At 66.0% G+C, this 12,990-nt stretch carries 9 protein-coding genes; 5 read left to right on the top strand and 4 right to left on the bottom strand.

The genetic code is table 11. From position 1 onward, the window contains the following. Positions 1-16: 16 nt before the first annotated feature. Positions 17-1,411 carry an SRPBCC family protein gene (locus tag ACYVHH_RS07520; RefSeq protein WP_460564521.1) on the bottom strand — a complete coding sequence of 465 codons (1,395 nt, stop codon included), beginning with the start codon at positions 1,409-1,411 and terminating at the stop codon, positions 17-19. Between the two features lie 354 nt (positions 1,412-1,765). On the opposite strand from ACYVHH_RS07520, the gene mutL reads away from it, so the two are divergent. Both mutL and gdhA read left to right on the top strand, forming a co-directional pair. Then, a complete protein-coding gene (mutL, locus tag ACYVHH_RS07515; protein ID WP_460564520.1) occupies positions 1,766-3,712 on the top strand; it encodes a DNA mismatch repair endonuclease MutL in 1,947 nt (648 codons plus the stop codon). 122 nt (positions 3,713-3,834) lie between these two features. Further along, positions 3,835-5,178 (top strand): NADP-specific glutamate dehydrogenase, encoded by a 1,344-nt coding sequence (gene gdhA, locus ACYVHH_RS07510; RefSeq protein ID WP_460564519.1) that lies wholly within the window; start codon positions 3,835-3,837, stop codon positions 5,176-5,178. Between the two features lie 9 nt (positions 5,179-5,187). Here the strand turns inward: gdhA and ACYVHH_RS07505 are convergent, their stop codons facing one another. Further along, the gene (locus ACYVHH_RS07505) at positions 5,188-5,592 is read right to left on the bottom strand and encodes an HIT family protein (protein ID WP_460564518.1); all 405 of its coding nucleotides are present in this window, start codon (positions 5,590-5,592) and stop codon (positions 5,188-5,190) included. A gap of 87 nt (positions 5,593-5,679) precedes the next feature. Here ACYVHH_RS07505 and ACYVHH_RS07500 point away from each other — a divergent pair, with 87 nt between their 5' ends. From ACYVHH_RS07500 to ACYVHH_RS07490, 3 genes are read left to right on the top strand one after another with little or no spacing between them, the layout of a single operon-like run. Continuing rightward, the gene (locus tag ACYVHH_RS07500; RefSeq protein ID WP_460564517.1) at positions 5,680-6,933 is read left to right on the top strand and encodes a Bcr/CflA family efflux MFS transporter; all 1,254 of its coding nucleotides are present in this window, start codon (positions 5,680-5,682) and stop codon (positions 6,931-6,933) included. Then, entirely contained in the window at positions 6,930-7,922 is a 993-nt protein-coding gene (miaA, locus tag ACYVHH_RS07495) for a tRNA (adenosine(37)-N6)-dimethylallyltransferase MiaA (protein ID WP_460564516.1), read from the top strand. Before ACYVHH_RS07500 ends, miaA begins: the two co-directional genes overlap by 4 nt. A gap of 55 nt (positions 7,923-7,977) precedes the next feature. After that, positions 7,978-10,002 (top strand): CHASE domain-containing protein, encoded by a 2,025-nt coding sequence (locus ACYVHH_RS07490; RefSeq protein WP_460564515.1) that lies wholly within the window; start codon positions 7,978-7,980, stop codon positions 10,000-10,002. 92 nt (positions 10,003-10,094) lie between these two features. Here ACYVHH_RS07490 and ACYVHH_RS07485 read toward each other — a convergent pair whose 3' ends face one another. After that, positions 10,095-11,048: an NAD(P)H-dependent flavin oxidoreductase gene (locus ACYVHH_RS07485; RefSeq protein WP_460564514.1), complete on the bottom strand. Its 954-nt coding sequence runs from the start codon at positions 11,046-11,048 to the stop codon at positions 10,095-10,097. A gap of 9 nt (positions 11,049-11,057) precedes the next feature. Then, a complete protein-coding gene (locus ACYVHH_RS07480; RefSeq protein ID WP_460564513.1) occupies positions 11,058-12,851 on the bottom strand; it encodes an acyl-CoA dehydrogenase in 1,794 nt (597 codons plus the stop codon). Positions 12,852-12,990: the final 139 nt, after the last annotated feature.

Here is a 12,990-nt window from a genome sequence, read left to right as displayed (position 1 = left end):
GTTGTTCTTTCGCGGCTCACAGGGCCATGGCTTTCTTCCAGTAGTCGTACATGGAGCGGATCAGCGTTTCGGTCACCATGTGCTCGGTGGGTGGCTGGCCCACGCCGGGGTCCTTGCCGCCCAGTTCGCACAGGGTGTGCCCCTGACCCAGGCCGTCGCTGTTCCACTGCGCGAAGCCATCCTGGCTGAACTCGATCACCTCGCCGTCGTCGGCGCTCACAAACCCTGCCGGGCCGAACAGGTTGGCCTGGCGCAGGCGGCGCTGGGTCATCTCGGGGGTGTCGTCGGCAAAGCCGAAGTGCGTCCACACAAAGTCGAAACTGCCGTTGCCGCGCGGCTGGATGTGCCGGGTGGACAGAGAGTTGACCTGCTGCTGCACGATGAGGCTGGGGAACAGCGTGATCATGGTCACGGTGGGCGTGATGGTCTGCCCCGGCTGCGTGGGGTCGGGCACGGTCCACCAGGGCTCGGGCACCACGTCCAGCAGGCGCATGTCGTTGAGCTTCATGTCGGCCTTGAAGCTGGTCACGCCTTCGGTCACGTCGGTCACAGCACCGGAGCCTTTGGCCGGGCCCTGGCCCCCGTCGTTGCGGCGCGAGATCATCACCGCGTGGCGCCCGTGCTCGTCCATCACCATGCGGCTTTTCTGGTCGGCGCGCCACAGCCCGAAGGTGACGAACCAGGTGTGCAGCAGGCCAGGGTGGTAGGGGTCTTTGATGTTCTCCATCATCAGCTTCCAGTTGCCCGGAATGCGCTGGCGGTTGTAGCCCAGCAGCGTGAGTTGGCGTGGGCCGTTGGGGCCCTGGAAGATGCGGTCCAGCCAGGGCATGATGTTGGGGCCCAGGTAGTCGCGCAGCGGCTCTGCTTCACTGCTGAAGGTGGCGAACACCAGGCCGTGCAGCACTTCCACGCGCAGTTTGGTCAAGCCGTTGTGCTGCAGGCTGAAGTCTGGCGGCATGCCGCCGTTGACGCATTCACCCTGCTCGGTGACCACTTTCACCCCGTCTTTGAACGGCAGGCCCGCCAGGTCGCCATTGAGCTTGTAGGTCCACTGGTGGTAAGGGCAGACGAAGCTGCGCGCGTTGCCGTGCGGCTCTTGGCAGAAGCGCACGCCCCGGTGGGCGCAGCGGTTCTCCACCACGCGGATACCGTGGTCTGTGGCACGGTCCTTTGGCATGACCCGGTCGCGCACCATGATGACTTGACGTTCGCCCACCCAGCTCAGCTTGTAGTCGCCCGGCTTGGGGATTTCGGCTTCCAGGCCAACGTAGCACCAGTGCGGCCCGTAGAAAAGGCGGTCGAGTTCGCGCTGGTAGACGGCGGGGTCGGTGTAGGCCCAGAAAGGTACGCGGCTGGAGCCTTCCTGTGCTGGCCAGCGGGAGTTCGTTTGCGGTTCGATGAATGCGTTCATGGGGAGTCCCAGGCGATGATTTGCGCAAATAATATGTTTACTTATTAATTCATTGCACTAGGGTTTACGCTCATCTGCGCCGGGGGCGCTTGGTGTAGCCGGGTGAGGCTAACCAGCGCGCGTCGTGAACTGACTCGCGGCGGCTGTCTGAACAGAGTGAGCAAAGCGAACGAAGTGAATTCCGCCGCGTGGCCACGGTATCGAGCATCGCAGGGGAGCCGGTGCTTTGCACCGGCCGCCTCGTTGAAGCGCCAGCGTCTGGGCGCAGACGCCTTGGCCACCGACACACCATGAGTGACGTGCACCGAACCCCCACGCCCTTTGGGCAACCGTCCCGCCTCCTACAATCGCCGAGTGAACCACGCCACCCCGATCCGCCCTCACCTGCAGCCCCGCCGCCCCATCCAGGAACTGCCCGACGAACTGATCAGCCAGATCGCCGCTGGCGAAGTGGTCGAACGCCCGGCCTCGGTGGTGCGGGAACTGGTGGACAACGCGCTCGATGCGGGCGCCACGCAAGTGACCGTGCGACTGCTGGCGGGCGGCGTCCGCCTCATTTCTGTGGAGGACGACGGCTGCGGCATCCCCCGCGAGGAACTGGTCACGGCCCTCAAGCGCCACGCTACCAGCAAAATCCGCAACCTGGCCGAACTGGAAGCGGTGGACACCATGGGCTTCAGAGGCGAAGCACTGGCCGCCATCCACTCCATTGCCGACGTGAGCCTGCTGTCGCGCAGTGTTGACGCGCCCGACAGCCACGCCTGGATGCTGCACGGGCGCACCGGCGAAATCACCCCTGCCGCGCGCACGCCCGGCACCACCGTGGAAGTGCGCGAACTGTTCTACGCCACTCCCGCCCGGCGCAAGTTCCTCAAGACCGACGCGACCGAACTGGCGCATTGCCTGGAAGCGGTGCGCCGCCACGCCCTGGCTCGCCCCGAAGTGGGCTTTGCCGTGTGGCATGAAGGCAAACTGGTTGAACAGTGGCGTGCCCAGCCGGTGTCTGGCGACAACGCCCTCGTCGCCCTGGGCCAGCGCCTGGCCGATGTGCTGGGCGACGACTTTCTGGCCGAAAGCCTGCCGGTGCAATGGGAAGGCCAGGGCATGCGCGTCTGGGGCCACGCCGGCCTGCCAGACGCCGCACGCGCCCGCGCCGACCGGCAGTTCGCCTACGTCAACGGCCGCTACGTCCGCGACAAGGTCATCACCCACGCCGCGCGCAGCGCCTACGAAGACGTGCTCCATGGCCAGCGCCAGCCCGTGTATGCACTGTTCGTCGAAATCGACCCGGCCCGCGTGGACGTGAACGTCCACCCCACCAAGATCGAGGTGCGCTTCCGCGACAGCCGCGAGGTGCACCAGGCGGTCAGGCACGCCCTGGAAAACGCACTGGCCGCTCCACGCGCCGCCAACCTGGGCCTGCCCCAGCCCGCAGCTCAGGCAGACCCGCCCCAGGCCTGGATGCCGCCCCAGACCCAGCTGGGGCTGGACGTCAGCACCCCCGCCTCGGCCAAGCCTGCCTGGGGCGCCCCGTGGCAGCATCAGGATGCCCGCCCGCTGGGTCAGCAGGTCAACGACCTGGCGGCCCTGTGGCGCCCGCACGCCACGCAAACCATGGGCGCGGAAACGGCGCCCGCGCTGCAGTCAGACACCCAGCAGCAGCCTGCTGCCCAGCCACCTTCACTGCCCGCCGGTGACGCTGCCTCCGCCTGGCCCCTGGGCCGCGCCATTGCCCAGTTGCACGGCGTGTACGTGCTGGCTGAAAACGCCCACGGCCTGGTGCTGGTGGACATGCACGCCGCGCACGAACGCATCGTCTACGAACGCCTGAAAACCCAGTTCGACACGGCAGGCGACGGCCCGCTGCAAAGCCAGCCACTGCTGATACCCGCCACCTTCGCGGCCACCCCCGCCGAGGTGGCCACCGCCGAGGCGCAGCACGACACCCTGCACCGCCTGGGGCTGGACATCAGCCCCTTTTCGCCCCAAACGCTGGCGGTGCGGGCCGTGCCTGCCGCCCTGGCACAGGGCAACGTGGTGGAACTGGCCCGCAGCGTGCTGGCAGAACTGGCCCAGCACGACGCCGCCACCGTGGTGCAGCGCGCCCGCAACGAACTGCTGGCCACCATGGCCTGCCACGGCGCCGTGCGGGCCAACCGCCGCCTCACGCTGGAAGAGATGAACGCCTTGCTGCGCCAGATGGAAGACACCGAGCGCAGCGACCAATGCAACCATGGGCGCCCCACCTGGAGGCAGCTCACCCTGCGTGAACTCGACGCCCTTTTCCTGCGAGGCCGATGAACTCAAATTGGTGCGCAAAGCACCAAAACAGAACATCATCTTCATAAGCGCACAAACTATGTGCATTCGTTCGGGCAAAATGCGTATTCCGCATAACTTTCGCACCAGAATGGATCGCACCGATGAAATACGCCTCCCTTCACGCCTTTCTTGAACATGTGGCCCTGCGCAACCCCGGTCAACCGGAGTTTCTGCAGGCGGTCACGGAAGTCATGGAAAGCCTGTGGCCCTTCATTGAGCAGCACCCCAAGTACGCCGAGCAAGGCCTGCTGGACAGGCTTGTGGAGCCCGAGCGCGTGGTGATGTTCCGCGTTTCCTGGGTCAACGACCACGGCGACGTGCAGGTCAACCGCGGCTACCGCATCCAGCACAGCTCGGCCATCGGCCCCTACAAGGGCGGCATGCGTTTCCATCCGTCGGTCAACCTGTCCATCCTCAAGTTCCTGGCTTTTGAGCAAACCTTCAAGAACGCCCTCACCACGCTGCCCATGGGTGGCGGCAAGGGTGGTTCCGACTTCGACCCCAAGGGCAAGAGCCCGGGCGAGGTAATGCGCTTCTGCCAGGCGCTGGTGACGGAGCTGTTCCGCCACGTGGGCGCCGACACCGACGTGCCCGCTGGTGACATCGGCGTGGGCGGGCGCGAGGTGGGCTTCATGGCGGGCATGATGAAGAAGCTCAGCAACCAGGCCGACTGCGTGTTCACCGGCAAGGGCCTGAGCTTCGGCGGTTCGCTGATCCGCCCCGAGGCGACCGGCTACGGCACCGTCTACTTCGCGGAAGAAATGCTCAAGCGCCAGGGCATGAGCTTTGACGGCATGCGGGTCAGCGTCTCCGGCTCGGGCAACGTGGCCCAGTACGCCATCGAAAAGGCCATGGCGCTGGGCGCCAAGATCGTCACGGTGTCTGACTCCAGCGGCACGGTGATCGACCAGGACGGCTTCACCCCCGAAAAGCTGGCCATGCTGATGGAGGTGAAGAACCACCTCTATGGCCGCGTGAGCGACTACGCCGAACGTGTGGGTGCCCGGTTCGAGCCGGGTGCTCGCCCCTGGGCTGTGCCGGTGGACGTGGCCCTGCCCTGCGCCACGCAGAACGAACTGAACGCCGACGACGCCGCGGTGCTCGTCAAGAACGGCGTGAAGTGTGTGGCGGAAGGCGCCAACATGCCGACCACCATGGACGCCATCAAGGTGTTCGAGAACGCTGGCGTGCTCTACGCGCCGGGCAAGGCCAGCAACGCCGGCGGCGTTGCCACCTCGGGCCTGGAAATGAGCCAGAACGCCATGCGCCTGAGCTGGCCGCGCGACGAAGTGGACGCGCGCCTGCACGGCATCATGGTCGGCATCCACGACGCGTGCGTGCACCACGGTGCCCGGGCTGATGGTTCCGTGAGCTACGTCGACGGCGCCAACATCGCTGGCTTCGCCAAGGTGGCCGACGCCATGCTCGCGCAGGGCGTGATCTGACCGCCGGTCTCAGACTTTGATTCTGGCCGCGTAAGCCTGCAGCACATCCAACGGCGGGTCCTTGCGCGGCCAGACCAGACCGGCGCCGTCGCCCTCGTAACGCGGCAGCACATGCACGTGCACATGGGGCACGGTCTGCCACCCGGCCGGGCGGTTCGTCTGCAACAGCGTCATGCCCTCGGGGTTGAACGTGCGCTGCACCGCCCTTGCCACGCGGCTGGCCACCGCAAACAGGTGCGCCACCACGGCTTCGTCCAGTTCCATCAAGGTCTCCACCTGCTGCCGGGTGGCCACCAGCACGTGCCCAGGGTTGACCTGTCCAGCATCCATGAAGGCCAGGACCAGATCGTCCTCGTAGACGATGGCGGCTGGAATCTCGCGGCGGGCAATGCGCGTGAACACGCTGGGAATCATCGGCAAGTCTCCTGTTTTGTGATCTGAACCCGCCGATTGTGCACAGTTGCACCAGTCTGCCAACCGGCTTCTGTTACCCTCGAACGAATGACCGATACGCCTCGCCCCCCCATGTCCGCAGGGCTCATCGTGGTGGTGCTGTCCTTGCTGCTGGGCATTCAACCCATAGCCACCGACCTGTACCTGCCCGCCCTGCCCGCCCTCACCGAAGGTTTCGGCGCTTCCATGCACCAGGCGCAGCTGACGCTGACCGCCCTGCTGCTGGCCTTTGGCCTGTCGCAACTGGCCTGGGGGCCGCTGTCGGACCGCTTCGGCCGCCGTCCCATTCTGCTCTGGGGCATGGCGGCGTTCGTCCTGGCTTCGGTGGGCAGCGTGTTCGCCACGGGCATGGAGCAACTCATCGTCTGGCGCACGGTACAGGGTGTCGCCATGGGTTCGGCGGTGATGTGCGCGCGGGCCATCGTGCGCGACCTGTACGGCCCGGCCGAAGGCGCTCGTGTCATGTCCAAGGGGCTGACGGGCCTCGGCGTCTTTGCCTGCATCTGCGCGCCGCTGGGCGGGCTGCTGTCCGACCTGGTCAACTGGCGCGCCACCCTGGGGGCTCTGGCGGTTTTCGGCGCGGTGACACTGGCACTTCTCGCCTCCCGCTTCCAGGAAACGCTCAAGACCCCCAACCCGCGCGCCCTGGAGCCGCGTGAAATGCTGCGCATCTGGGCGCAGATCCTGCGCCACCCGGTGTTCTGGACCTTCACGCTCCTGGCTACTACCTCCTACGCAGGCCTGTTCACCTTCCTGGCAACGTCTTCGTTCGTGTTCATCAAGGTGCTGGGCCTGAGCAAGACGCACTACGGCTTGCTGATGTCATCCATGTCCGGCGTCTACATCCTGGGCACCCTGCTGTGCCGCCGTCTGTTGCCACGCCTGGGCATCAGGCGCACGGTTGCGATCGCGGGCGCGTTCACGCTCACGGGGGGCACCGTCATGGGTGTGCTGGGCCTGGCGGGCCTGCACAACAGCTGGGCCATCATGCTGCCCTACTACCTCTTCATTCTGGCGCACGGCGTACACCAGCCTTGCGGCCAGAGCGGCGCCGTCGCGGCCTTCCCGCAGGCGGCAGGCGCAGCTTCGGCGCAAAGCGGCTTCATCATGATGGTGGCGGCCTTCCTGATGGGCCGCTGGATCGGCGGCAACCTGTCCGCCAGTGCAGACGCCACCGTGCTGCCCATGACCAATGGCATGTGGTTCTGGAGCGTGATGATCGCGCTGGTGGCCTGGACGCTGGTGCAGCGCTATGGTGAAGTGCGCCAGCCGCCCCAGCGCAACCCCGCTCCGGCAACATGAGCGCCCAGCTGAACTGGCTGGCCCTGGCTGGCCCCACCGCCTCTGGCAAGACCGCACTGGCGCTGGCCATTGCCCAGCGCTGGTCTTGCGAGATCATCAGTGTCGATTCCGCCCTGGTCTACAGGGGCATGGACATCGGCACGGCCAAGCCCAGCCGCGAAGAGCTTGCCCTGGTGCCGCACCACCTGATTGACATCCGCGACCCGGCGCAGGCCTACAGTGCGGCGGAATTCGTGCGCGACGCCACGCGGCTGGTGCACGAGATTCGCGGCAGAGGCCGGCTGCCCCTGCTGGTTGGGGGCACCATGCTGTACTTCAAAGCGCTGTTCGAGGGCCTGGACGACATGCCCGCCGCCCAGCCGGAGTTGCGCGCCCTGATAGAGGCCGAGGCGCGCGAGCGCGGCTGGCCAGCCATGCACGCCGAACTCGCCCGGCTGGACCCGCCCACGGCCGCCAGGCTCGCACCCAACGATTCCCAGCGCATTGGCCGCGCGCTGGAAGTGTTTCGCGCCACCGGCCGCGGCATCTCATCTTTCCAGACCCGCAAGGCCCAGGCGGCCGACGCACCTTTGCAGATCGATGGACTGGAAGGCGAACTGTGGTCGCTTGAACCGCATGACCGTTCCTGGCTCCACGAGCGGATCGCCCAGCGCTTCGATGCCATGCTGGCCGCCGGCTTCCTCGAAGAGGTCCGCGACCTGCGTCAGCGGCACCACCTGCACGCGGACCTCCCCTCCATGCGCTGCGTCGGCTACCGCCAGGCCTGGGACGCGCTCGAAACCGCAGGCAAATGGGACGGCACCCACCTCAGTGATGCGGAACTGGCCGAATGCCGCGACCGGGGCATCTTTGCCACACGCCAGCTCGCCAAACGCCAGCTCACCTGGCTGCGCAGCATGCCCAGGCGCCAGACCTTGAGCTGCGACATCCCAGGCATGACTCAGCTTGCGCTGCAGCGGCTTGAGCAAAAACTGGCCCCCACAAGCTGACAGACACATCCCAGGCGAGTTACCAGGATTGCCGGTTTGCCCGTAACATCCGGCCATGACCGCACCTGGCCAACCTCAGCAACAAGCCTTTAGCGCACCTTCGGCGCTGGCCTCGCGCTGGCTCCGTTGGTTGCCGCTGGTCATTCTTGTGGTGGGTGCCGTCATCACCTGGCAACAGCACCGCGCCCTGCAGGAAAGGGTTGCCGTGCTCGAAAAAGCCCGGATCGATATCCGCGCCAACGAGGTTGCCCTGGGCCTGGAACGCCGGCTGCTGAGCAACAGTGATCTGCTGCGAGGCGTGGCCGGCCTGTTTGCCGCCAGCGAAGTCGTGGACCGCGGCGAATTCAAGCAGTACATCGACAGCCTTCAGCTCGACGTGCATTACCCCGGCATACAGGGCATAGGGTTCAGCCAGTGGCTGACCGCAGGGCAGCTGCCCCAGCACAGGCAGATGGTTCGCGAACAAGGCTTTCCGGCCTATGACGTGCGCCCGGCTGGGGAACGTGAACATTACAGTGCCATCGTCTACCTGGAACCGTTCGACTGGCGCAACCAGCGCGCCTTCGGCTTCGACATGTTCACCGAACCGACCCGGCAGCAAGCCATGCGCCGGGCCGTCGAGACCGGCCAGGCCATGATGAGCGGCAAGGTCACGCTGGTGCAGGAAACCGACCAGGACACCCAGGCCGGTTTTCTCATCTACCTGCCCATCTACGCCAAGAACGCCACGCTCGCCTCCACCCAGGACCGCTGGAAGCAACTGACCGGCTGGGCCTACTCTCCGGTGCGTGCACGCGATCTCGTGCAGGCATTCCTGCAGCAGGAGTTTCCCGCGCTGAACGAGCACATGGCACTGCGGCTCTACGCCGACAACGAGCCTTCGGAAGCCGCCTTGCTGTACGACGGCCGGCAGGCATCCCACAAAGCGCATTCCCTGGGCATGACAACCACCCGCACCATCGAACTGCACGGCACGCAGTGGCTGCTTGAGCTGGAGTTGCTGGACGGCTTTCCGCTGGCGGACACGTCGGCGGGCAGCCTTGGTGTGCTCTGGGGTGGCTCGGCGCTGACACTGGCCCTGACGGCACTGGCCCAGGTCGTTCTGCGCAGCCACAGAAGAATCGACCGGGCCTTGCGCAGCAGCGTCGAAGCCAATCAGAAACTGGCGGCCAGCCAGACGGCACTGCGCCTGGCGGGGACCGTCATGGAGGCCAGCCCACTTGGGATATTCGTCACCGATGCGCAGCAACGCGTCGTATCCGTCAACCCCGCCTTCACCCGCATCACGGGCCTGCCCGCCAAGGACGTGATAGGCAAGATGCCCGGCTGGCTGGCGCCTGGGCAGCACTCGACCGACCTGCTCCGGCTCTGGGACGACGTGAAAAACCAGGGTAGCTGGGAGGGCGAACTCAACAGCCGCCGACTGGACGGCAGCGCCTACCCGCTGCGCCTGGCCGTCACGCGGGTGGTGGGGGAAGGCGGCCAGACGGAAAACTGCATCGGCCTGTTCCAGGACATCACCGAACAGCGCAAGGCCGAAGAAAACATCCGCCAGCTGGCCCACCACGATTACCTGACCGGTCTGCCCAACCGGGCACTTCTGGTTGAACGCGCCACCCAGGAGCTGATGGCCGCTGGCCGTTACGGACACCGCCCGGTCATTCTGTTCATCGATCTGGACCGTTTCAAACCCATCAATGACGCCCATGGCCACGAAACCGGCGACGAGGTCCTCATTGAAGTGGCGCGACGCCTTAGCGGCCTGCTGCGCGAAACCGATCTGGTGTGCCGCCAGGGAGGCGATGAGTTCGTGGTGCTGCTGCCCGACCACCACACCGAGGATGGCCTGCTGCGCCTGGCGCACAAGCTGCTCGAAGCCATAGAGACGCCGTACGAGGTCAAGGGCCGGCTGCTGGAACTCAGCGCCAGCATTGGCATTGCCATATTCCCAGACCACGGCGACACCGTGGACAAACTCATTCAGAACGCGGATGCCGCCATGTACCAGGCCAAGGCAAACCCGGCCCAGAAGATCTGGATGGCCGGCGCGGCACCGGCCCCGGAAAGCCTGGTGGCCTGAACGCCACCACGCCCCCGGCAGGGAGTCATGGCCCCCACGCTTCTCTGCCCCTCGAGTGGGCGTTCGCCGCCTTGGGGCGGCCCGGCGGCGGCTCAGCCCAGCAAACGGCTTCTGGCCTCGGCATACTCCCGCTTGAGCCGTGCCACGAGGTCGGCGGCAGGCACCACGGCATTCACGGCGCCAATACCCTGGCCGCAACCCCAGATGTCTTTCCAGGCCTTGGACGTGCCGCTGCCAAAGTTCATCTTGCTCGGATCGCTTTCGGGCAGGTTGTCCGGGTCCAACCCAGAGGCGCGGATCGACGCCTTCAAATAGTTGCCGTGCACACCTGTGAACAGGTTGCTGTAGACGATCTCGTCAGAGTTGCCTTCCACGATGGCCTGCTTGTAGGCATCCACGGCGCGCGCCTCATCGGTTGCAATGAAGGCCGAGCCGATGTAGGCGAAGTCTGCCCCCATGGCCTGGGCGGCCAGCACCGCTCCGCCCGTGGCAATAGAACCTGACAAGGCCACCGGCCCGTCGAACCACTGGCGAATCTCCTGGATGAGTGCGAACGGGCTCTTGGTGCCCGCGTGCCCGCCCGCGCCAGCCGCCACGGCGATCAGGCCATCGGCACCCTTTTCAATGGCCTTGCGCGCAAAGAAGTTGTTGATGATGTCGTGCAGCACCACACCACCCCAGCTGTGCACGGCCTGGTTCACATCCTCACGCGCGCCCAGGCTGGTGATGACGATGGGCACCTTGTACTTGGCACACAGGGCCATGTCGTGCTCCAGCCGGTCGTTGCTCTTGTGCACGATCTGGTTGATGGCAAAGGGCGCAGCGGGTTGGTCGGGGTGGGCACGGTTGTGCGCGTCCAGCGCTTCCGTGATCTCGGCCAGCCATTCATCCAGCTGCTCGGCAGGGCGCGCGTTGAGCGCGGGCATGGAGCCCACGATGCCCGCCTTGCACTGGGCGATCACGAGTTTGGGGTTGCTGATGATGAACAGCGGCGAGCCGATCACGGGGAAAGGCACGCGTTGCAGAACGGGAGGCAGTTTCGACATGGCGTCCCCTCAGAAAGCTTCCAGCGCCATGTCGGTGACGCCCACGTGGCCCGCGACGATGCTGTCGCGCAAGCCCGGCACGCGTGTCAGGATGTGGTCGGCGTAGAAACGCGCCGTGGTGACCTTGGCCTGCATGAAGGCGGCGTCGTTGCCCGCCGCCAGCTCGCGCTCGGCCACCAGCAGTGCGCGGCCCAGCTGCCAGCCTGCCATCAGGTTGCCCGCCAGCATCAGGTAGGGCACGCTGCCTGCAAAGGCGGCGTTGGGGTTGCCCTTGGTGCTGCTGGCAATGAACTCCACCGCGTCCACAAAGGCTTCGCGCGCGGCCTGCAGGCGCTGTGCCATGGCCTGTGCGTGTGCGCTGCCGCTGGCACGCAGCTCGGCCTCGGTGCCCGCAATCTGCTGGGCCAGCGCTTTGGCCATCTGGCCGCCGTCGCGCGCGGTCTTGCGCCCCACCAGGTCGTTGGCCTGGATGGCGGTGGTGCCTTCGTAGATGGTAAGGATCTTGGCGTCGCGGTAGTACTGGGCGGCGCCGGTTTCTTCGATGAAGCCCATGCCACCGTGCACCTGCACGCCCAGGCTGGTGACTTCCAGGCTCATCTCGGTACTGTAGCCCTTGACCAGCGGCACCATGAATTCGTAGAAGGCCTGGTTCTGCTTGCGCGCCTCGGCGTCGGGGTGGTGGTGGGCGGCGTCGTAGGCGGCAGCGGCCACGCTGGCCATGGCGCGGCAGCCCTCGGTCAGGGCGCGCATGGTCATGAGCATGCGCTTCACATCGGGGTGGTGGATGATGGGCGCGGCGCTGTTGAGCGAGCCATCGACCGGGCGGCTTTGCACGCGGTCGCGCGCGTACTGCACGGCCTTCTGGTAGGCGCGTTCGGCCACCGAGATGCCTTGCACGCCCACGGCGTAGCGCGCGGCGTTCATCATGATGAACATGTATTCGAGGCCGCGGTTCTCTTCACCGACCAGGTAACCGATGGCGCCGCCGTGGTCGCCGTATTGCAGCACGGCCGTGGGGCTGGCCTTGATGCCCATCTTGTGTTCGATGCTGACGCAGTGCACGTCGTTGCGCGCACCCAGGCTGCCGTCGGCGTTGACCATGAACTTGGGCACGATGAACAGGCTGATGCCCTTGACGCCTTCGGGTGCGCCTTGCACGCGCGCCAGCACCAGGTGCACGATGTTCTCAGCCATGTCGTGCTCACCGTAGGTGATGAAGATCTTGGTACCGAAGATCTTGTAGCTGCCGTCGGGCTGGGGTTCGGCGCGGGTGCGCACCAGGGCCAGGTCGGAGCCCGCCTGGGGCTCGGTCAGGTTCATGGTGCCGGTCCACTCGCCCGAGATCATCTTGGGGATGTAGGCGCCCTGCTGCTCGGGCGTGCCTGCGGTCAGCAGTGCCTCGATGGCGCCGTCCGTCAGCAACGGGCACAGCGCGAAGCTCAGGTTGGCGGAGTTCACCATCTCGATGGCGCCAGCGCCAATGGCCTTGGGCAAGCCCTGCCCGCCGAAATCGGCCGGGTGCTGCAGGCCCTGCCAGCCACCCTCGGCAAACTGCTGGAACGCCTGCTTGAAACCGGGCGTGGTGGTGACCTTGCCGTCGTGGAAAGATGACGGGTACTTGTCACCTTCCCAGTTCAGCGGCGCAACCACGTCCTGGTTGAGCTTGGCGCACTCTTCCAGCACGGCCTGTGCGGTATCCAGGCCGGCGTCGGCAAAAGCGGGAATCTGTGCAGCGAGCCGGTCGAGGTCAACCAGGTGCTGCAGGTTGAACAGCATGTCCTTGAGGGGGGCGGTGTAACTCATGTTCTTGTCTCCAATGTCAAAAAAAAGGGCATCACCGAGGATGCCCTTTGAGGTACGAGGTGCTCAGAGCGCCTTCACCAGCTCAGGCACAGCCGTGAACAGGTCGGCCTCCAGCCCGTAGTCGGCCACCGAGAAGATC

The sequence above is a fragment of the Hydrogenophaga aquatica genome (assembly GCF_054780915.1).
The sequence above is the reverse complement of the archived record's forward strand: the minus strand, read 5'-3'. Positions and strand labels throughout refer to the sequence as shown.

Coding starts and splice junctions, on each gene's coding strand:
- ACYVHH_RS07520 (WP_460564521.1), bottom strand. CDS start 1,411: ATGAACGCATTCATCGAACCGCAAACGAACTCCCGCTGGCCAGCACAG.
- gdhA (WP_460564519.1), top strand. CDS start 3,835: ATGAAATACGCCTCCCTTCACGCCTTTCTTGAACATGTGGCCCTGCGC.
- ACYVHH_RS07505 (WP_460564518.1), bottom strand. CDS start 5,592: ATGATTCCCAGCGTGTTCACGCGCATTGCCCGCCGCGAGATTCCAGCC.
- ACYVHH_RS07500 (WP_460564517.1), top strand. CDS start 5,680: ATGACCGATACGCCTCGCCCCCCCATGTCCGCAGGGCTCATCGTGGTG.
- miaA (WP_460564516.1), top strand. CDS start 6,930: ATGAGCGCCCAGCTGAACTGGCTGGCCCTGGCTGGCCCCACCGCCTCT.
- ACYVHH_RS07490 (WP_460564515.1), top strand. CDS start 7,978: ATGACCGCACCTGGCCAACCTCAGCAACAAGCCTTTAGCGCACCTTCG.
- ACYVHH_RS07485 (WP_460564514.1), bottom strand. CDS start 11,048: ATGTCGAAACTGCCTCCCGTTCTGCAACGCGTGCCTTTCCCCGTGATC.
- ACYVHH_RS07480 (WP_460564513.1), bottom strand. CDS start 12,851: ATGAGTTACACCGCCCCCCTCAAGGACATGCTGTTCAACCTGCAGCAC.